The organism is Stenotrophomonas maltophilia (assembly GCF_002799155.1).
GTDB classification, from domain to species: Bacteria; Pseudomonadota; Gammaproteobacteria; order Xanthomonadales; family Xanthomonadaceae; genus Stenotrophomonas; species Stenotrophomonas maltophilia_R.
Genome location: NZ_NERD01000002.1, coordinates 3309235 through 3328259 on the forward strand (window position 1 = coordinate 3309235; position 19025 = coordinate 3328259).

General features: G+C 66.3%; 18 protein-coding genes. 13 read left to right on the forward strand and 5 right to left on the reverse strand.

All coding sequences use genetic code 11. The annotated features are described in order from the left end of the window. Positions 1-63: 63 nt before the first annotated feature. The gene (locus B9Y82_RS15845; protein ID WP_100473970.1) at positions 64-960 is read right to left on the reverse strand and encodes a DMT family transporter; all 897 of its coding nucleotides are present in this window, start codon (positions 958-960) and stop codon (positions 64-66) included. Positions 961-1141: 181 nt separating this feature from the next. On the opposite strand from B9Y82_RS15845, the gene B9Y82_RS15850 reads away from it, so the two are divergent. The 3 genes from B9Y82_RS15850 (at position 1142) to B9Y82_RS15860 (ending at position 3092) form a co-directional block, all read left to right on the forward strand. Continuing rightward, positions 1142-1624 carry a YajQ family cyclic di-GMP-binding protein gene (locus B9Y82_RS15850; RefSeq protein ID WP_100440053.1) on the forward strand — a complete coding sequence of 161 codons (483 nt, stop codon included), beginning with the start codon at positions 1142-1144 and terminating at the stop codon, positions 1622-1624. Positions 1625-1725: 101 nt separating this feature from the next. Beyond that, the gene (locus B9Y82_RS15855) at positions 1726-2292 is read left to right on the forward strand and encodes a DUF1415 domain-containing protein (RefSeq protein ID WP_100473971.1); all 567 of its coding nucleotides are present in this window, start codon (positions 1726-1728) and stop codon (positions 2290-2292) included. Next, positions 2289-3092 (forward strand): SDR family oxidoreductase, encoded by an 804-nt coding sequence (locus B9Y82_RS15860; protein ID WP_100473972.1) that lies wholly within the window; start codon positions 2289-2291, stop codon positions 3090-3092. Before B9Y82_RS15855 ends, B9Y82_RS15860 begins: the two co-directional genes overlap by 4 nt. A 73-nt stretch (positions 3093-3165) precedes the next feature. On the opposite strand, the gene B9Y82_RS15865 is transcribed toward B9Y82_RS15860, so the two are convergent. Then, positions 3166-5196, reverse strand: a complete 2031-nt coding sequence (locus tag B9Y82_RS15865; RefSeq protein ID WP_100473973.1) for a M3 family metallopeptidase — start codon at positions 5194-5196, stop codon at positions 3166-3168. 165 nt (positions 5197-5361) lie between these two features. Between B9Y82_RS15865 and B9Y82_RS15870 the strand changes: the two genes are divergently transcribed. Next, positions 5362-5766: a hypothetical protein gene (locus B9Y82_RS15870; protein ID WP_100473974.1), complete on the forward strand. Its 405-nt coding sequence runs from the start codon at positions 5362-5364 to the stop codon at positions 5764-5766. 62 nt (positions 5767-5828) lie between these two features. Here B9Y82_RS15870 and B9Y82_RS15875 read toward each other — a convergent pair whose 3' ends face one another. Beyond that, the gene (locus B9Y82_RS15875; protein ID WP_100473975.1) at positions 5829-6941 is read right to left on the reverse strand and encodes a PLP-dependent cysteine synthase family protein; all 1113 of its coding nucleotides are present in this window, start codon (positions 6939-6941) and stop codon (positions 5829-5831) included. A 122-nt stretch (positions 6942-7063) separates the two neighbouring features. Here B9Y82_RS15875 and gloA point away from each other — a divergent pair, with 122 nt between their 5' ends. Both gloA and B9Y82_RS15885 read left to right on the forward strand, forming a co-directional pair. Next, positions 7064-7579, forward strand: a complete 516-nt coding sequence (gene gloA / locus B9Y82_RS15880; protein WP_100473976.1) for a lactoylglutathione lyase — start codon at positions 7064-7066, stop codon at positions 7577-7579. A gap of 92 nt (positions 7580-7671) precedes the next feature. Beyond that, on the forward strand, positions 7672-8100 hold the full coding sequence (locus B9Y82_RS15885) for a VOC family protein (RefSeq protein ID WP_100473977.1): 429 nt from the start codon (positions 7672-7674) through the stop codon (positions 8098-8100). Between the two features lie 67 nt (positions 8101-8167). On the opposite strand, the gene B9Y82_RS15890 is transcribed toward B9Y82_RS15885, so the two are convergent. Both B9Y82_RS15890 and glmS read right to left on the reverse strand, forming a co-directional pair. After that, positions 8168-8599, reverse strand: a complete 432-nt coding sequence (locus B9Y82_RS15890) for a CBS domain-containing protein (RefSeq protein ID WP_100473978.1) — start codon at positions 8597-8599, stop codon at positions 8168-8170. Positions 8600-9043: 444 nt separating this feature from the next. Then, positions 9044-10882 (reverse strand): glutamine--fructose-6-phosphate transaminase (isomerizing), encoded by a 1839-nt coding sequence (gene glmS / locus B9Y82_RS15895; protein ID WP_100473979.1) that lies wholly within the window; start codon positions 10880-10882, stop codon positions 9044-9046. Between the two features lie 203 nt (positions 10883-11085). On the opposite strand from glmS, the gene B9Y82_RS15900 reads away from it, so the two are divergent. The 7 genes from B9Y82_RS15900 (at position 11086) to B9Y82_RS15930 (ending at position 18876) form a co-directional block, all read left to right on the forward strand. Next, entirely contained in the window at positions 11086-12363 is a 1278-nt protein-coding gene (locus B9Y82_RS15900) for an efflux RND transporter periplasmic adaptor subunit (RefSeq protein WP_100473980.1), read from the forward strand. A 35-nt stretch (positions 12364-12398) separates the two neighbouring features. After that, positions 12399-13124 carry an ABC transporter ATP-binding protein gene (locus tag B9Y82_RS15905; protein WP_014038558.1) on the forward strand — a complete coding sequence of 242 codons (726 nt, stop codon included), beginning with the start codon at positions 12399-12401 and terminating at the stop codon, positions 13122-13124. A 10-nt stretch (positions 13125-13134) separates the two neighbouring features. Next, positions 13135-14433 carry an ABC transporter permease gene (locus tag B9Y82_RS15910; protein WP_100473981.1) on the forward strand — a complete coding sequence of 433 codons (1299 nt, stop codon included), beginning with the start codon at positions 13135-13137 and terminating at the stop codon, positions 14431-14433. A gap of 20 nt (positions 14434-14453) precedes the next feature. Next, positions 14454-15671 carry an ABC transporter permease gene (locus tag B9Y82_RS15915; protein ID WP_100473982.1) on the forward strand — a complete coding sequence of 406 codons (1218 nt, stop codon included), beginning with the start codon at positions 14454-14456 and terminating at the stop codon, positions 15669-15671. A gap of 19 nt (positions 15672-15690) precedes the next feature. Further along, on the forward strand, positions 15691-16059 hold the full coding sequence (locus tag B9Y82_RS15920) for a PDZ domain-containing protein (protein WP_238381669.1): 369 nt from the start codon (positions 15691-15693) through the stop codon (positions 16057-16059). A 121-nt stretch (positions 16060-16180) separates the two neighbouring features. After that, on the forward strand, positions 16181-17527 hold the full coding sequence (locus tag B9Y82_RS15925; RefSeq protein WP_100473984.1) for a sigma-54-dependent transcriptional regulator: 1347 nt from the start codon (positions 16181-16183) through the stop codon (positions 17525-17527). Next, a complete protein-coding gene (locus B9Y82_RS15930) occupies positions 17524-18876 on the forward strand; it encodes a sensor histidine kinase (RefSeq protein ID WP_100473985.1) in 1353 nt (450 codons plus the stop codon). The genes B9Y82_RS15925 and B9Y82_RS15930 overlap by 4 nt, the downstream gene beginning before the upstream one ends. Positions 18877-19025: the final 149 nt, after the last annotated feature.

The window sequence follows — 19025 nt, forward strand, 5'->3', positions numbered from 1 at the left end:
ATGTTATTCCTTTTGGTTCTAAGGCGCCGTCCCCGGTCATGACGGCTGCTGGTCGGCCACTGATCACGGATGATCCAGCGGCTTCGGCGGCTGCACCCGGTTCAGGCGCTCGCGATGCAGCAGGTACAGGCCCGAGGCGACGATGATCGCCGCGCCCACCCAGGTATAGCCATCGGGCAGCTGCCCCCAGAAGGCCAGATCCCAGCCGATCACCCAGACCAGTCCGCTGTACTCCAGGGGCGCGATCATCGACGCCTCGCCCAGCTGGAACGCCCTGGTCAGCGCGATCTGGCCCAGCGCCCCGGCCAGGCCCATGCCGGCGATCAGCGGCGCATGCGCCAGCTGTAGCGGTACCCAGCCGGGAATCGACAGCAGGCCGGCGCCGATGGCCATGATCACCAGGAACCAGACCACCATCGACTGCGAGGAATCGGTCCGGGTCAGCAGGCTGACCGTGATCGCCGCCACGGCATAGGCAGTGGCCGCGGCCAGCACCATCAACCCGGGCACCGAAATGAAACCGTCCACACCCGGCCGCAGCACCACCAGCACGCCGACCAGGCCGATGCCGATGGCGACCCAGCGCCGCGGCCCGACCCGCTCACCCAGCAGCGGCACCGACAGCGCAGCGATCAGCAGCGGGGCGACGAAATAGATGGTATAGGCGGTGGACAGCGGCAGGTCGCGCAGGGCGAACACGAAACAGCCGATCATCGCCATGCCCAGCGCGCCACGCAGCAGGTGCAGGCCCCAGCGGCGCGGCACCAGCGAACGCGGCCCGGCGCTGGCCAGCACCCAGACCAGCACGAACGGCAACGAGGCAGCGCCGCGCAGGAAGGTCACTTCCAACGTTGGATAGCTGGCCGACAGCTGCTTCATGCCAGCGTCCATCAGCGAGAAGCAGGCGACCGCAGCGACCATCCAGGCCACCGCACGCGAGGGGGAGCGTTGCACGTTCATGACCCATTATCGCCGACCGCACCGGATTGTAGAGTCGAGATTGCTCAACGGGCGGACCTGTAGAGTCGAGCCAGGACCGACGCCTCTTCACAGGACAGCCGAGCATGGCTCGGCTACAGAAAGCAGGCATGCAGGCCGGCACGATAGAATGGCCACCACTGAATCCTGCGGAGCATCGCCCATGCCTTCCTTCGACGTCGTGTCCGAAGTCGACACCCACGAGCTGACCAACGCCATCGACCAGGCCAACCGCGAATTGAGCACCCGCTTCGACTTCAAGGGCGTGGACGCCAAGTTCGAGCGCGATGGCGATGTCATCAACCAGACCGCACCAACCGAGTTCCAGCTCAAGCAGATGAACGACATCCTGCGCGCACGCCTGGCCGCACGCGGCATCGACGTGCTCAGCCTGGAGTTCGGCGACATCGAGACCAACCTGGCCCAGGCCCGGCAGAAGATCACCGTCAAGCAGGGGATCGAGCAGAAGATCGCCAAGAAGATCGCCGCGGCGCTGAAGGAGGCCAAGCTGAAGGTGGAAAGCCAGATCAACGGCGACAAGCTGCGCGTGCAGGGCAAGAAGCGCGACGACCTGCAGGACGCCATCGCCGTGCTCAAGGCCGGCAAGTTCGAGCTGCCGCTGCAGTTCAACAACTTCCGCGACTGAGGCATCCGCCGGGCACGCCCCGGCGCTGCCAGCGGCAGGTACGACGGCGCGTTGCTGGCGAGGCGCCTACAATGGCGGCCCCGCCAGCCGACGTGCCCGCCATGACCGATGCCCACCTGCCCACTGATGACCCGATCGCCGCCACCCGCCTGTGGCTGGAGCGCATCGTCATCGGCCTGAACCTGTGCCCGTTCGCCAAGGCGGTGTATGTGAAGGACCAGGTACGCATCGTGCTCAGCGATGCGACCACGCCGGAAGCGTTGGTTGAGCAGCTGGCCGAGGAACTGGTGCTGCTGCGCGATACGCCGGCCGAACAGATCGATACCACGCTGATCGTGCATCCGCAGGTGCTGACCGAGTTCCTCGACTACAACGACTTCCTCGACAACGCCGACGCGGCGATCGAGGCGCTGGACCTGCAGGGCATCCTGCAGGTGGCCAGCTTCCACCCGGACTACCAGTTCGATGGCGTGGCCGCGGACGACGCCAGCAACTACACCAATCGCGCGCCCTTCCCCACCCTGCACCTGCTGCGCGAAGACAGCGTGGCGCGCGCGGTGGATGTCTATCCGGACCCTGACGTGATCGTCGAGCGCAACATCCAGACCCTGGACCGCATCGGCGTGGACGGCTGGCATCGCCGCCTGCGTGGCGAAGACCTGACGTGAGCACGGTGCCGCCGATTGCCGCATGGCCGGCCGCGCCGCTGTCGGGCAAGGTGGTGCTGGTCACCGGCGGTGCCAACGGCATCGGCCGCGGTATTGCCCAGGCCGTGCTCGGTGCCGGTGGACGCGTGCTGATCGGCGACCTGGACGTGGAGGCCGGCGAGGCATGTCTGGCGGAATGGCAGCGCGGTGAGGATGCCGCATTCCAGCGCCTGGATATCACCGACGAAGCCAGCGTGCGCGATTTCATCGCCATGGCCCTGCAGCGTTTCGGCCGCATCGACGGGCTGGCCAACAACGCGGGCATCGCCGGCCCGCATGGCACGCTGCTGCAGGACATGGACTGGGACGAGTGGCAGCGCCGCCTGTCCTCGCTGCATGGTGCGTTCCTGTGCAGCAAGCACGCACTACCGGCGCTGGCGGCCAGTGCCGCTGGTGCGATCATCAACATCGCCTCCACCCGCGCCTGGCAATCCGAAGCGCACAGCGAGGCCTATGCTGCGGCCAAGGGTGGGCTGGTGGCCTTCACCCATGCACTGGCGATCAGTGCCGGCCCGGCGGTGCGGGTCAACAGCATCAGTCCGGGCTGGATCGGCACCACCACCTGGCAGGCCTCCTCGCGACGGCACGCGCCGGAGTACTCGGCCATCGACCATGCGCAACACCCGGTCGGCCGTGTCGGCCGCCCCGAGGACATCGGCGCGCTGGCGGTGTACCTGCTGTCGTCGCTGTCCGGTTTCAGCACTGGCCAGGATTTCATCGTCGACGGCGGCATGACCCGGAAGATGATCTACGCCGAATAGAAAAAGGGGACGGAGGGGATTAAGTCGTTTGTGCACAAACGACTTAATCCCCTCCGTCCCCTTTTTTTTGCGCTTACGCCATGCCCGAATGGCGCAGCAGCGCGTCGATCTGCGGTGCGCGGCCGCGGAAGGCCTTGAAGTTCTCCGCCGCCGGGCGGCTGCCACCGCGCGACAGGATTTCATCGCGGAAGCGTGCACCGGTTTCAGCCAGTGCCTGCGGCGCTTCCTCGAACGCAGCATAGGCATCGGCACTGAGCACTTCGGCCCACTTGTAGCTGTAGTAACCCGCAGCGTAACCACCGGCGAAGATGTGGCTGAACTGGTGCGGGAAGCGGTTCCAGGCCGGCGGGTGGTTCACCGCCACTTCCGCGCGCACGCGGTCGAGCAGCGCCAGCACGCTGTCCTGCGCCGGTTCGAACTGGCTGTGCAGCAGCATGTCGAACAGGCCGAACTCCAGCTGGCGCACCGTGGCCATGCCGCTATGGAAATTGCGCGCGGCCAGCATGCGCTCGTACAGCGCGCGCGGCAGCGGCTCGCCACTGTCCACGTGCGCGGTCATGCCCTGCAGGTGGTCCCATTCCCAGCAGAAGTTCTCCATGAACTGGCTGGGCAGCTCCACCGCGTCCCATTCCACGCCGTTGATGCCGGCCACGCCCAGCTCGCCGATGCGGGTCAACAGCTGGTGCAGGCCGTGGCCCATCTCGTGGAACAGAGTGGTCACTTCGTTGTGGCTGAAAGTCGCCGGCTTGCCGTTGGCACCACGGCCGAAGTTGCACACCAGGTAGACCAGCGGGGTCTGCACGCTGCCGTCGCTACGCACGCGACGGTTGCGGCAATCGTCCATCCACGCACCGCCGCGCTTGCCCTCGCGTGCGTACAGGTCCAGGTAGAACTGGCCGACCAGCGCGCCCTGCGCATCGACCAGCCGGAAGAAGCGCACGTCTTCATGCCAGACCGGCGCACTGTCTTCCTGCACGCGCAGGCCGTACAGCTGCTCGATCACCGAGAACAGGCCGCCCAGCACCTTCGGTTCGCTGAAGTACTGCTTCACCTCCTGCTCGGAATAGCTGTAGCGCGCCTGCTTCAGGCGGTCGGCGGCGAATGCCAGGTCCCAGGCCTGCAGTGTCTCGATGCCCAACTGTTCGCGCGCGAACTGCTCCAGCTCGGCACGATCCTTGGCGGCAAACGGCTTGGCGCGCGAGGCCAGGTCGCGCAGGAAACCCAGCACTTCGGCCGGGTCCTGCGCCATCTTGGTCGCCACCGAATAATCGCCGTACGAAGCGAAGCCGAGCAGCGTTGCCAGTTCCGCGCGCAAGGCGAGGATGCGGTCGATGTTGCCGCTGTTGTCCAGCGCGTCATCGCCGAATTCGGAGGCTCGCTGCGCGCTGGCGCGGTACAGGATCTCGCGCAGGTCGCGGTCTTCGGCCCAGGTCTGCACCGGCAGGTAGCACGGCATCTGCAGGGTCAGCTTCCAACCGGTCTGGCCGTCCTTCTGTGCTGCGGCGTGCGCGGCGGCCTTCACGTCTTCCGGCACGCCCTTCAGTCGCGCTTCGTCCTCGATGATCAGCGACCAGGCATCGGTAGCGTCGAGCACGTTCTGCGAGAACTTCGCCGACAGCGCCGACAGTTCTTCCTTGATCGCAGCAAAGCGCTGCTGCGCCTCGGGCGCCAGCTCGGCACCGCCCAGGCGGAAATCACGCAGCGTGTTGTCCAGTACCTTGCGCTGGGCCTCGTCGAAATCCGCAGCCTCGGGGCTTGCGGCCAGTGCCTGGTACTGGCGGTACAGCGCCAGGTTCTGGCCCAGCGCACTGGCGAAGCGGGTCACCCGCGGCAGGTTGCTGTTGTAGGCCTCGCGCAGCTCCGGGGTGTTGACCACGGCCTGCAGGTGGCCGACCAGGCCCCAGGCGCGCCACAGGCGCTCGGTGGCATCGTCCAGCGGGGCGACGAAGGTCTCCCAGCGCACCGACTGCACCTGCTCGGCCTTGCTGACGGCGGCTTCGGCCTCGGCCAGCAGCACATCCAGCGCCGGTGCGACATGCTCGGGGCGGATCGCCTCGAAGCGCGGCAGGCCGGAAAAATCGAGCAGGGGGTTGGCAACGGTCACGGCAGATCTCCAGGGAACGGGCCCGGCAGGCGGGCAGCCCTGTAGATATGGCGCTGGCAGGCGTGACTGACAAGGGGGCACGGCATTCACATCGGCCTTACGGTCGCGCACCGAAGCTCTGGCTGCGGGGGAGTCCGCAGCAGCAGGTACCGAACGAGGCCCCACATGGAAGGTCTGGCTGAAGTTGCATCCGCCTCACCGGCGCGGTCGCTGGCGCTGTCTGCCAGCCCGGCCGAACTGACCTGGATCGCCGCGCTGTGCGATGCCGGCGATGACGCCCCGCGCCACCTGCAACAGCTGCAGGCGGTGCTGCAGCAGGGCGGCACGTTCAATGACGCCCAGGAGTGGTACCCGTTCGAAGTGGTCGAGCGCGGCGCCAGCCAACTGCAGCTGGGCCACGAGCGCGAGTTCGTGATCTGCGTGCTGCTGTGGCTGCAGGCCCTGGCCCAGGGCCGCGCCAGCATCCTGGACCCGAGCCTGCACCTGGATGACCGTGCGATGGACATCGAGGCCTTGCCCGATGCACTGCGCGATGTGGTGCTGGACGCGTTCACCGCAGCAGGGTATTGATCGGGGGTACGACACACCGCCGCGGCCGCCGCCGGGCATGGCCCGGCGGAAATGCCAGCCGGCTACAGCGCTTCCAGGCTGCACCACGGCAGTTCCGGCAGCCCCTGCCCGGCCACCGCCGCCGCCAGCTGCGCATCGGCGCCGTCGACATCGATCCCTTGCCGCGCGTACCACGCCGGATCGTAGTAGCTCTGCGCGTAGCGCTCGCCGCTGTCGCACAGGATGCTGACGATGCTGCCCTGGTGGCCAGCCTCACGCATCCACTGCGCGGCCTGCAGCACGCCGATGAAGTTGGTGCCGGTAGAGCCGCCGACACGGCGGCCGAGCTGGCGGCTGACATGACGCATCGCGGCCAGGCTCAGCGCGTCAGGCACCTTCACCATCGCATCGACACTGGTCGGGATGAAACTCGGCTCCACCCGTGGCCGTCCGATGCCTTCCACGCGCGAACCGCCGCTGCAGGTCAGTCCACGCCAGTCCAGTTCACCGGCCACGGCCGCCTTGTAGCCGTCGAAGAACACCGACACTTCCGGGTCCGCGCACAGGATGCGGGTGTCATGCCGGCGGTAGCTGACATAACGGCCCAGCGTGGCTGCGGTACCGCCGGTACCGGGGCTGCACACGATCCATTCGGGAACCGGGCTGGGTTCTTCGGCCATCTGCTTGAAGATGGATTCAGCGATGTTGTTGTTGGCACGCCAGTCGGTAGCGCGCTCGGCATAGGTGAACTGGTCCATGAAGTGGCCACCGGTTTCGCGGGCCAGCTTCTCCGATTCACAGTTGAGTTCGCAGGCACGCTCGACCAGGTGGCAGCGTCCCCCGTGGAACTCAATCGCGGCGATCTTTTCCGGCGAGGTGGTCGCCGGGATCACGGCAATGAATGGCAGGCCGAGCAGGCGCGCGAAATAGGCTTCGGACACCGCGGTCGAGCCGCTGGAAGCCTCGATCACTGGCCGGCCCTCGCGCAACCAGCCGTTGGTCAACGCATACAGGAACAGCGAGCGTGCCAACCGGTGCTTGAGGCTGCCGGTGGGATGGCTCGATTCGTCCTTGAGGTACAGATCGATGCCCTCGAACCCGGGCAGCGCCAGCGGGATCAGGTGGGTATCGGCGGAACGGTTGAAATCGGCTTCGATCTTGCGGATGGCGGCGGCCACCCATTCACGCTGCGACATGGCGGGCAATGCTCAGAACGGAACGGTGCGATCCGCCCATTGTACGTCGCGGTGCCGTCAGCTGACGGCCGGTAGAATAGCCCCATCCGGCCGGCAACGGCCCCGTCTGAAGGACCTCCCCCATGACCATTCCCGCCCTGCGCGATGTCCCTGGCGTCGCCGCCCAAGCCCCGGCCGAAACCACTGGCTTCGTGTTCAACCACACCATGCTGCGGGTGAAGGACATCACCGCCTCGCTGGACTTCTACACCCGCGTGCTCGGCTACCAGCTGATCGACAAGCGCGACTTCCCGGACGCCCGGTTCAGCCTGTACTTCCTGGCCTACATGCCGGCCGGTGCGGTCGTACCGGAAGACGACAACCAGCGCCGCGTGTGGATGGCCGGCCTGCCGGGCGTCCTGGAACTGACCCACAACCACGGTACCGAGAGCCAGGACGGCGCGGTCTACCACGACGGCAACAGCGATCCGCGCGGCTTCGGCCACATCTGCGTGTCGGTGCCGGACATCGAGGCCGCCTGCCAGCGCTTCGAAGACCTCGGCGTGGCCTTCCAGAAGCGCCTGACCGACGGCCGCATGAAGAACCTGGCCTTCATCAAGGACCCGGACGGCTACTGGGTCGAGATCATCGCCAACTGACAAAAAGGGGACGGAGGGGATTAAGCCGTTTCTGGCACTATTAGGCCGCAAGCGACTTAATCCCCTCCGTCCCCTTTTTTTGCGAGGTTGGTATGGAAACGATGGAACTGCACCGCGGACGACTGATCGACCACATCCAGCTGGTCGTACGCGACCTGGCCGCCAGCCGCCGCTTCTACCAGGCGGTGTTCGAGACGATCGGCATCCCGATCGCCGGCGAAGGTGATGATTACTTCTGGGCCGACGAGCTGTTCATTTCCAACGCCAGCAGCGAGGCCGCCGCCGGCCAGTTGACCGGCCGCCACCATCTGGCCTTCCAGGCGCGCGACCGCGCCACCGTCGACGCCTTCCATACCGCCGCGATCGCCGCCGGCGGCACCGACAACGGCGCGCCGGGCGAACGCCCTTACCATCCGGGCTACTACGGCGCGTTCGTGATTGATCCGGATGGCAACAACATCGAAGTGGTCTACCACGGCCCAGCGAACTACAGCGCCGACTCGGTGAAGGTCACTTTCTGATATCACCGAAACCGTGAACGAAGAAGCCGGGCAATGCCCGGCTTCTCTGCATCCAAGGGTCAAGCCCTCAGTGGGCGGCCATGTAGATGTCCTGCAGCACGGCCTTTTCCAGTTCCAGCTCGCCCAGCAGGTTCTTCACGATGTCACCCAGGCTGAGGATGCCAACCAGTCGGGTGCCTTCGGTAACCATCAGATGACGGCGCCGCGAGTATGTCATCAGCGACATGGCCTGCTTCAGCGTGGCGTCCGGCGCAATGCCTTCCAGGCCGGTGGACGGCAGGCTGGAGATCACCCGGCGGCCGGCCTGCGGGCCGTCGTCGGCCAGGGTGCGCACGATGTCCTTTTCGGAAATGATGCCGACCGGGGCATCGTCCTTCATCACCACCAGCGCAGCGATCTTGTTCGCGCTCATCTTGTGGGCGGCGGCACCGATGGTGTCTTCGGCGTCGATGGTGATGACAGCTTCTTTCTTGGATTGCAGGAGTTCGCGGACGTTCATTCTTGTTTCCTGGTGCAGGTCACTGAAGTCAAAAAGTGTGCTCTTCCGATACGCCCCCTCCCCGGGAACAGACCTTTCAGCGCACGTCTGGCGCACCCGGCTGCCGCTTGGAACGGATCGGCAGACGATGTGCTGCAACGCGAACGAGGTGGGCTCAACCGCTCAACCCGGACCTCGGACAAATCGATTCTACGACTGCGACCATCGGTCACTACCGGCATCGATAGGACAGTTCGTCGTGGGAACCAACTGACGATCCAGAGAATGGCACCGCGGCTGAAACCGCCGCTGAATACAGCCGATGCCATGCATTAAAGATTGATTGCCTGCTGCCGATGGCGGACAGAACACCTGGCGGCTGTCCCACTTCGCACTCCCGTCGGCACAAACGAAAGGGGCCACGTGGGCCCCTTTCGCATGCAGCATCCAATGGATCCGACGGGCTTACTCCACCGTCACGCTCTTGGCCAGGTTACGCGGCTTGTCCACGTCAGTGCCGCGCGCCAGCGCGGTGTGGTAAGCCAGCAACTGCACCGGGATGGTGTGCACGATGGGGCTGAGCACGCCGGCATGGCGCGGCGTACGGATCACATGCACGCCTTCGGACTCGTTGAAGTTGCTGTCCTGGTCGGCGAACACGAACAGCTCGCCTCCGCGCGCACGCACTTCCTGCATGTTCGACTTCACCTTCTCCAGCAGGCTGTCGTTGGGCGCGATCACCACCACCGGCATGTCCTCGTCCACCAGCGCCAGCGGGCCGTGCTTCAGCTCGCCCGCCGGGTAGGCCTCGGCGTGGATGTAGGAGATTTCCTTGAGCTTGAGCGCGCCTTCCAGCGCGATCGGGTAATGCAGGCCACGCCCCAGGAACAGCGCGCTGCTCTTGCGCGCGAAACGCTCGGCCCAGGCGGCGATCTGCGGCTCCATGTTCAGCGCGTGCTGCACGCTGCCCGGCAGGAAGCGCAGCTGCTCCAGGTAGTCCGCTTCCTGCGCCGCGTCGATACGTCCATGCAGCTTGCCCAGCACCACGGTCAGCTGGAACAGTGCGGCCAGCTGGGTGGTGAAGGCCTTGGTCGACGCCACGCCGATCTCGGCACCGGCACGGGTGTAGCAGACCAGCTCACTGGCGCGCGGAATCGCGCTCTCCGGCACGTTGCAGATCGACAGCGTGTGCGTGTGGCCCAGCGACTTGGCGTACTTCAGCGCTTCCATCGTATCCAGCGTTTCGCCGGACTGGGAGATGGTGACGATCAGGTGCTTCGGGTTCGCATAGGCGGCGCGGTAGCGGTACTCGCTGGCGATCTCCACGCTGCACGGCAGGCCGGCGATGGCTTCGATCCAGTAACGCGCGGTCAGGCCGGCGTAATAGCTGGTGCCGCAAGCGATGATCTGCACGCCTTCGATGCCTGACAGCACGGCCTCGGCATTCTTGCCGAACAGCTCGGCCGGGAAACCACCGGCGTCGATCGCCGCCTCGATGGTGTCGCCCAGCGCGCGCGGCTGCTCGTGGATTTCCTTCTGCATGAAGTGGCGGTACGGGCCCAGCTCCAGCGATGCCAGCGATACGTCGGACAGGTGCACCTCGCGCTCGATCGGCTGGTCATGCTCGTCGAAGATGCGCACGCCCTCGCGGCGGATCTCGGCGGTGTCGCCCTCTTCCAGGAAGATCACCTTGCGGGTGGCCGAAATCACCGCCGAAACGTCGGAGGCGACGAAGTTCTCGCCCTCGCCCAGGCCCACCAGCAACGGGCAGCCCATGCGCGCGCAGACGAAGCGCTCCGGCTCGGCGCGGCTGACCACGGCCAGCGCGTAGGCGCCGGTCAGCTCCTTCACCGTGTGCTGCAGCGCCACCAGCAGGTCGTCGCCGTCCTTCAGGTGGTGATGGATGAGGTGCGCGATCACTTCGGTATCGGTCTGCGATTCGAAGGTGTAGCCCATCGCGCGCAGCCTCTCGCGCTGCGCTTCGTGGTTCTCGATGATGCCGTTGTGCACCAGCGCCACGCCGTGGCTGATGTGCGGATGCGCGTTGGCCTCGGTGACGCCCCCGTGGGTGGCCCAGCGGGTGTGGCCGATGCCCAGCACCGCATTGAAGCCTTCGGCCTCGGCCGCCGTGGCCATTTCCGACACGCGACCCGTGCGACGCACCCGGCGTACCTCAGGGCGCTCGGCGTGGTCGATCACCGCGATGCCGGAGGAATCGTAACCGCGGTACTCAAGGCGCTTCAGACCCTCGATCAGCACCGGCACTACGTCGCGATCGGCGATTGCACCCACGATTCCACACATGTCACGCGATTCCTTGAAGACGATCGGCGCATTCTAGCCTGCGTGCCCCGCTTCCCCCTCCTGTCCGCTTAATGAAAGTGTCCGGAAAGGTGTCCGCGGACACCCGGACACTCCAGGGTGCTTCCCAACCCATTGACCCACAAGGAAATAAAGTTGGCACGCTACGTGCTTGGTACCCACTACCACCGTCAGGCACGCACCCGATGATCCGCGACACCTCCGCACAGGACCAGATCGTTTCCTCCGCCCCGTCCGGCACCACCCGCGCCAACTGGCAGCGTTACCGCTGGCCGGCACTGGGCGCCATCGCGCTGCTGGCCGGCATCGGCTGGGCCGTGTACGCCTGGTCCAACGCCAGCCGCTCCTACGACAGCAGCCGCGTGCGCATCGCCGAAGTGAAGCGCGGGGACCTGGTCCGCGACATCGCCGCCGACGGCCGCGTGATCGCCGCCAACAGCCCGATCCTGTACGCCATCTCGGCCGGCACCGTGGACCTGAAGGTGGTCGCCGGCGACGTGGTCAAGAAGGGCCAGGAACTGGCGGTCATCGACAGCCCGGAACTGCGCAGCAAGCTGGCCCAGGAACAGGCCACCCTGGCCGGCCTGGAAGCCGAGGCCAGCCGCGCCGCGCTGGACGCCACCCTGGCCCGCGCCAAGTCGCGCAAGGAAACCGACCAAGCCACCATCGAGCGCCAGGCCGCCGACCGCGACCTGCAGCGTTACCAGCGTGGCTACGACGGCGGCGCGGTGCCGCAGATCGATCTGGCCAAGGCCAAGGACTCGCTGAAGAAGGCCGACATCACCCTGGCCAACGCCACCACCGATGCACGCCTGCAGAGCCAGGGCGCTGACCTGGACGCCCGCAACAAGCGCCTGCTGGCCGACCGCCAGAAGGCGGTGGTGGCCGAGGTGCAGCGCCAGGTGGACGCGCTGACCCTGCGCGCGCCGTTCGACGGCCAGGTCGGCCAGGTGCAGGCCGTCCAGTCCACCAACCTGGCCGCCAATGCGCCAGTGCTGGGCGTGGTCGACCTGTCCAAGTTCGAGGTCGAGATCAAGGTACCGGAGAGCTTCGCCCGTGACCTGGCGATCGGCATGCCGGCGCAGCTGACCGGCGGCAACGGCAAGCCGTTCCCGGGCGAGATCAGTGCGGTGTCGCCGGAAGTGGTCAACGGCGAGGTCAACGCCCGCGTGCGCTTCGCCAGCGCGCAGCCGGAAGGCCTGCGCCAGAGCCAGCGGATGTCGGTGCGCGTGCTGCTCGATACCCGTAAGGACGTGCTGAAGGTCGAGCGCGGCCCGTTCGTCGAACAGGGCAACGGCATCGCCTACGTAATGGATGGCCGCACTGCGGTACGGCGTCCGGTGGAACTGGGCGTCAGCAGCCTGGGCGAAGTGGAAATCAAGTCGGGCGTGCAGCCGGGCGACCGCATCGTGGTCTCCGGCAGCGACCTGTTCAAGGACGCCGAACGCGTCTCCGTCAACTGATACCTGATACCTGAATCCTGGAGAGAGGACACCCCATGTACATGCTCGAAATGCGCTCGGTCGCCAAGGTCTTCCGCACCGAACAGGTGGAAACCCACGCACTGCGCTCGCTGGAACTGCAGGTCAAGGAAGGCGAGTTCGTCGCCGTCACCGGTCCGTCCGGCTCCGGCAAGACCACCTTCCTCAACATCGCCGGCCTGCTGGAAACCTTCACCAGCGGCACCTACATGCTCGACGGCCAGGACGTGAGCACGCTGGGCGACGATGCCCGCAGCCGACTGCGCAACCAGAAGATCGGCTTCATCTTCCAGGGCTTCAACCTGATCCCCGACCTGAACCTGTTCGACAACGTCGACGTGCCGCTGCGCTACCGCAAGATGAGCGCCAACGAGCGCCGCGAGCGCATCGAGAAGGCGCTGACCCAGGTCGGCCTGGGCTCGCGCATGAAGCACTACCCGAATGAGCTGTCCGGTGGCCAGCAGCAGCGCGCCGCGATCGCGCGTGCCCTGGCCGGCAGCCCGCGCCTGCTGCTGGCCGACGAACCGACCGGCAACCTGGATACGCAGATGGCCCGCGGCGTGATGGAACTGCTGGAGGAGATCAATGCCGCCGGCACCACCATCGTGATGGTCACCCATGACCCGGAACTGGCCGCGCGCGCGCAGCGCAACGTGCACATCGTCGACGGCCAGGTGACCGACCTGGTGCGCGAGCCGGTGCTGGCCACCCCGCCGCGCCACATCGTCGCCGTCAACGAGTGAGGGCCCGACCATGTTCGCCTACTACGCCCGATTGGCGGTGCGCAGCTTCCGCCGCAACAAGGTACTGACCGCGCTGATGGTGATCGCCATCGCGCTGGGCATCGGCGCATCGATGACCACGTTGACCGTGTTCCATGTGCTGTCCGGCGACCCGATTCCCAGCAAGAGCGGCCGCCTGTTCTACGTGCAGCTCGACGCCGCGACCGGTGCCTACGTCGCCGGCGAAGAGCCGGAAACCCAGTTGACCCGCTTCGATGGTGAAGCACTGCTGCGCGAAGCCAAGGGTGAGCGCCAGGCGCTGATGAGCGGTGGCGGTGGGACCATTGAGCCCGCCAGCAGCACCCTCAAGCCCTTCAGCATTGATACCCGCTGGACGTCGGCCGACTTCTTCCCCATGTTCGAGGTGCCCATGCAGTACGGCCGCCCGTGGAGCCACGAGGATGACGAAGCCCGTGCCCGCGTGGTGGTCATCTCCAAGGCACTCAACGACAAGCTGTTCCAGGGCGCCAACAGCGTGGGCCGCGACCTGCGCATGGAAGGCCAGAGCTTCCGCATCGTCGGTGTGATGAAGGAGTGGAGCCCAGAGCCGCACTTCTACGACCTGACCACAGGCAGCTACGGCAAGGACGAAGACCTGCTGCTGCCGATCTCGACCTCCTTCGATCTCAAGCTTGGCAATAACGGCAACATGAACTGCTTCGGCGAGAACCCCGACGGCAACAGCTACTCGCTCAATGCACCGTGCGCGTGGCTGCAGTACTGGGTGGAACTGGACCCGGCCAAGGCCGCCGACTATCGCCGCTACCTGGAGAACTATTCGACGCAGCAACGTGAAGCCGGCCGCTTCAAGCACCCGCCGAACGTTCGCCTGCGCACCGTGATGGAATGGCTGGACTTCAACGGCGCAGTACCCAGCGATGTCCGCCTGCAGCTGTGGCTGGCGCTGGGCTTTCTCGGCGTCTGCCTGGTCAATACGGTGGGCCTGCTGCTGGCCAAGTTCCTGCGTCGCAGTGGTGAAATCGGTGTGCGCCGTGCACTGGGTGCCAGCCGCGGGCAGATCTTCCTGCAGTGCCTGGTCGAAGCCGGCGCGGTCGGCGTGGTCGGTGGCGTGCTGGGCATCGGCCTGGCCCTGCTCGGCCTGTTCGCGGTGCGCCAGCAGCCGGTGGAGTACGCCAAGCTCGCCCACCTGGACGGCAGCATGCTGCTGCTCGCATTGGGCCTGACCCTGTTCGCCAGCCTCGCCGCCGGTTTCCTGCCCGCCTGGCGCGCGATGCAGGTCACACCGGCCATCCAGCTCAAGTCGCAGTAAGCATCCGAACGAGGACTCCCATGGACATCCGCCCCATCCTCAGCACGCTGCGCCGGCACAAGACCGCCGCTGCCCTGATCGTGCTGGAAGTCGCACTGACCTGCGCCATCGTCTGCAACGCGCTGTTCCTGGTCAGCCAGCGCGTGGAGAAGATCAGCATGCCCAGTGGCATCGCCGAGAACGAACTGGTGATGCTGCGCGTCAGTGGCATCGGCAAGCAGACCGACGCCCTGGCCCGCACCCGCGAGGACCTGGCATCGCTGCGCGCCATCCCCGGCGTCAGCAACGTCACCATCATCAACCAGGTCCCCTTCCGCAACGGCTCCTCCAGCAGCAGCATCTCGCGCGTGATCGACCAGGAACGGCCGACCACCAACGCCTCGATGTACAACCTGTCCGAGAACGGGCTGGCCACGATGGGCATCAACCTGATTGCAGGCCGCGATTTCCTGCCCGACGAGTACCAGAACTTCGAGGACGTCAGCACGGGCGGCGGCAAGGAAAAGGCCATCCCGATTCTCCTCACCCAGGCCACCGCCGCCAAGATGGAACCCGATGGCAGCGCACTGGGCAAGTCCTACTACATGGGCAAGCAGTCGCTGCACGTAGTCGGCATCGTCGACACGCTCAGCACGCCCAATGGCTGGAACGACAACTGGACCAACTCGATGCTGCTGCCCACCCGGAGCACGTTCGATAAAGGTGGCACCTATGTGCTGCGCACCGACCCGGCGCGCCGCAAGGAAGTGCTCGATGCCGCCGCCGCCGCACTGGAGCGCAATGATCCAAACCGTCTGATGCGCGACAAGCTGACCTATGAAGACCAGCGCAAGGACTTCTTCAAGAACGACCGCGCAATGGTCGGCCTGCTGATCACGGTCAGCATCTCGTTGCTGGTGGTTACCGCACTGGGCATCATCGGCCTGGCCAGCTTCTGGGTGCAGCAGCGCAGCAAGCAGATCGGCATCCGCCGTGCGCTGGGTGCCACGCGTGGGCAGATCCTGCGCTACTTCCAGACCGAGAACTTCCTGCTGGCCACGCTGGGCATCGTGCTGGGCATGCTGGCCGCCTACGCGATCAACCTGGCACTGATGAACATGTACGAGCTGCCGCGCATGCCGCTGCACTACCTGCCGCTGGGCGCGCTGCTGCTGTGGGTGCTCGGCCAGATCGCGGTGTTCGGACCGGCCCGGCGTGCAGCAGCGGTACCGCCTGCGGTTGCCACGCGGGGCGCGTGAGATGCGCATCCGCTGGATGCTGCTGATGATGGTGCTCCTGCCACTGCCGGCACAGGCCGGCGGTGGCAGCTCGCAGGCACTGGAATGGCGCCAGGATGATGCGCGACTGGCGTTGCGCTCGACCGAGGGACAGGTGCATGTGGAGGCTGCCAGTCCCGAAGCCCGCTTCGGCGTGCGCAGCGGCGATCGCATCCTGCGCATGGACGACACCGCCGTGCGCCGGGTCGAGCATCTTGTCGATGCCCTTCGCCACTCCACGGGCCGAACCGTCTATCTGTTGCTGCGCCGCGACAGACGTGAATTGACTGTTCCGGTGAATGCGGCTGCCTGGCGCCTGGCCCTGGTCACCCCGCCGCCTCCGGCACCACCGCCTCCGCCCCGAAGCTGAGCCCGCTGCCCCTACGGCTACGGGTTTGGCTATGCTTGATGGGTGGCGCCGGGCTCTCCCGGCGTATGGACACGAACACGGCTCCATCGGCGCCGCCCATCCCTTTCTGCAGAACCGCTTGATGCCTTCGATCCTGATCATCGACGACAACGCCAGCGTGGGCACCGCGCTGGATGTGCTGTTCTCCCTGCACGACATCGACACCCTGCAGGCGCAGAGCCCGGCCGAGGGGCTGGCGTTGCTCGAGTCGCAGCCGGTCGACCTGGTGATCCAGGACATGAACTTCAGCGAGGACACCACCTCCGGCGAGGAAGGCGAAGACCTGTTCGCGCAGATCCGCGCGCGCCACCCGGACCTGCCGGTGATCCTGCTGACCGCCTGGACCCACCTGAGCAGCGCGGTGGACCTGGTCAAGGCCGGCGCCGCCGACTACCTGGCCAAGCCGTGGGACGACCGCAAGCTGCTGACCACGGTCAACAACCTGCTGGAGTTGTCCGAGGCGCGGCGCGAACTGGACCGCCGCCGCAGCCGTGAGCTGCGCCAGCGCAATGCGCTGGAAGAAAAGTACGACCTGTGCGGTGCGGTGTTCGCCGATCCGGCCAGCGAGCGCGTCATCGCCCTGGCCTGCCAGGTCGCGCGCTCCGAGCTGCCGGTGCTGATCACCGGCCCCAATGGCGCCGGCAAGGAAAAGATCGCGCAGATCATCCAGGCCAACTCGCTGGTGGCCAAGGGCCCATTCGTCACGGTCAACTGTGGCGCGCTGCCGTCGGAACTGATCGAGGCCGAATTGTTCGGTGCCGATGCCGGCGCCTACACCGGCGCCAACAAGGCGCGCGAGGGCAAGTTCGAAGCTGCCGACGGAGGCACGCTGTTCCTGGATGAGATCGGCAACCTGTCACTCGGCGGGCAGATGAAGCTGCTGCGCGTGCTGGAAACCGGCCGCTTCGAGCGCCTGGGCTCCAATCGCGAACGCCAGGTCAAGGTCCGCGTGGTCAGCGCGACCAATGCCGACCTGCCGGCGATGATCCGCGACGGCACGTTCCGCGAAGATCTCTATTACCGCCTCAATACGGTGGAACTGGTGCTGCCACCATTGGCCGAGCGCGCGGGCGACATCCTGCCCTTGGCCGAGCGCTTCCTGACGGCCGGCAAGCCATTGTCCAGCGCTGCCAGCGCGGCCCTGCAACGGCACCCGTGGCCGGGCAACGTGCGCGAACTGCGCAACGTGATCCAGCGTGCAGAACTGCTGGCGGCCGGCAATCGCATCGAGGTGGCCGACCTGAACCTGCCGCGGGCTGCACCGACGCCGCGACCGGCACCGAGTGCTGGCAACGATCCCGACCGCGAGCGCATCGAGGATGTGCTGGCACGCAATCACGGCGTCATCGCCCAGGCGGCCGCCGAACTGGGCCTGAGCCGCCAGGCCCTGTACCGGCGCATGGACCGCCACGGCATTCCGCGCGAATGAAACGGCGCTCGTTCACTTTCCGCCTGTTCCTGCGCCTGCTGCCGGTGCTGGCGCTGGCCGCCGCGTTGCCGTGGTTGCTGGCGTACTGGATGAACCATGGCTGGGTGGTGACCACGGTGTCGGCGTTGATCCTGCTATCGCTGATGTGGTGGACCCTGCGTCGGGCTACCGCCCCGGTGCGGTCACTGATGCGGGCCCTGGCGGGCACCACCAGCAGCTATCGCGACGGCGAATACAACTTCGGCGTGCACTGGCCCGGCAATGACGAGCTCGGCGACCTGGTGCAGGCACACCGCGAACTGGGCGATGTGCTGCGTGCACAGCGGCAGGGCCTGGTGCAACGCGAACTGCTTCTGGACACGATGGTGCAGAACACGCCGGTGGCGATGCTGCTGATCGCCTCGGGTGGTGATGGCATCGCCCGCGTAGTGTTCTCCAATCTGGCTGCGCGCAAGCTGCTGCACGGGGGCTGGAAGCTGGAGGGCCAGCGCTTGGAGGATGTCCTCGAACAGGTGCCGGTGGAGCTGCGCGACGCGATCGCCCGCGGCGGTGACAGCCTGTTCGCGGTGCATGCCGAAGGCGAAGACGGCGATGAGGATGACGAACAGGTCTACCACCTCTCGCGCCGCGCCTTCCAGCTCAATGGTCGTCCGCACGATCTGCTGCTGGTGCGCCTGCTGACCGCCGAGCTGCGCCGCCAGGAAGTACAGACCTGGAAGAAGGTGATCCGGGTGATCAGCCACGAACTGAACAATTCGCTGGCGCCGATTGCCTCGCTGGCCCACTCCGGCGGTGTACTGGTGCAGCGTGAACGCTTTGACCGGCTGCCGGAGATCTTCACCACCATCGAGGATCGCGCACGCCACCTGGAAGGCTTCATCCGTGGCTATGCACGCTTCGCCAAGCTGCCGCAGCCGCAACTGCAGACCGTGCACTGGGCGCCGTTCCTGTCCAGCCTCCGCCAGCAGATCCCGTTCACCATGGAGCGCGAGCCGGACGAGGAACTGAGCAGCCGCATCGACATCGCGCAGTTCGGGCAGGCACTGTTGAACCTGTTGAAGAACGCCCATGAAGCCTGCGCCGAAGCCGATCCACCCAACGATGACGTGCAGGTACAGCTGACGCGGTTGCCGCAGTGGCTGCGCCTGGATGTGCTGGACCGCGGCAAGGGCATGAACGAACAGGTGCTGCAGAACGCGCTGATGCCGTTCTATTCGACCAAGCGCAACGGCACCGGGCTGGGGCTGGCGCTGACCCGCGAGATCGTGGAGGCACATGGCGGGCGCGTGTCGCTGCAGAACCGCGGTGATGGCGGGTTGTGCGTGTCGATCCTGTTGCCGGTGGGTTGAGTAGGTCGATCAGGTAGATCCACGCCATGCGTGGATGTGCCGATCAAGGTTGGCACCTGCCAAAGCTGCGGCATCGGCATCCTGCGCTCCAGGGGAACGGGAGCATCAAGAGCAAATGCAACGAGATCCACGCGTAGTTTGAATCGACT

Bases quoted from the DNA above. Each gene is read 5' to 3' on its own strand.
- B9Y82_RS15855 (WP_100473971.1), top strand. From the start codon at position 1,726: ATGACCGATGCCCACCTGCCCACTGATGACCCGATCGCCGCCACCCGC.
- B9Y82_RS15915 (WP_100473982.1), top strand. From the start codon at position 14,454: ATGGACATCCGCCCCATCCTCAGCACGCTGCGCCGGCACAAGACCGCC.
- B9Y82_RS15900 (WP_100473980.1), top strand. From the start codon at position 11,086: ATGATCCGCGACACCTCCGCACAGGACCAGATCGTTTCCTCCGCCCCG.
- B9Y82_RS15885 (WP_100473977.1), top strand. From the start codon at position 7,672: ATGGAAACGATGGAACTGCACCGCGGACGACTGATCGACCACATCCAG.
- B9Y82_RS15925 (WP_100473984.1), top strand. From the start codon at position 16,181: ATGCCTTCGATCCTGATCATCGACGACAACGCCAGCGTGGGCACCGCG.
- gloA (WP_100473976.1), top strand. From the start codon at position 7,064: ATGACCATTCCCGCCCTGCGCGATGTCCCTGGCGTCGCCGCCCAAGCC.
- B9Y82_RS15905 (WP_014038558.1), top strand. From the start codon at position 12,399: ATGTACATGCTCGAAATGCGCTCGGTCGCCAAGGTCTTCCGCACCGAA.
- B9Y82_RS15845 (WP_100473970.1), bottom strand. From the start codon at position 960: ATGAACGTGCAACGCTCCCCCTCGCGTGCGGTGGCCTGGATGGTCGCT.
- B9Y82_RS15890 (WP_100473978.1), bottom strand. From the start codon at position 8,599: ATGAACGTCCGCGAACTCCTGCAATCCAAGAAAGAAGCTGTCATCACC.
- B9Y82_RS15910 (WP_100473981.1), top strand. From the start codon at position 13,135: ATGTTCGCCTACTACGCCCGATTGGCGGTGCGCAGCTTCCGCCGCAAC.
- B9Y82_RS15870 (WP_100473974.1), top strand. From the start codon at position 5,362: ATGGAAGGTCTGGCTGAAGTTGCATCCGCCTCACCGGCGCGGTCGCTG.
- B9Y82_RS15850 (WP_100440053.1), top strand. From the start codon at position 1,142: ATGCCTTCCTTCGACGTCGTGTCCGAAGTCGACACCCACGAGCTGACC.
- B9Y82_RS15930 (WP_100473985.1), top strand. From the start codon at position 17,524: ATGAAACGGCGCTCGTTCACTTTCCGCCTGTTCCTGCGCCTGCTGCCG.
- B9Y82_RS15875 (WP_100473975.1), bottom strand. From the start codon at position 6,941: ATGTCGCAGCGTGAATGGGTGGCCGCCGCCATCCGCAAGATCGAAGCC.
- glmS (WP_100473979.1), bottom strand. From the start codon at position 10,882: ATGTGTGGAATCGTGGGTGCAATCGCCGATCGCGACGTAGTGCCGGTG.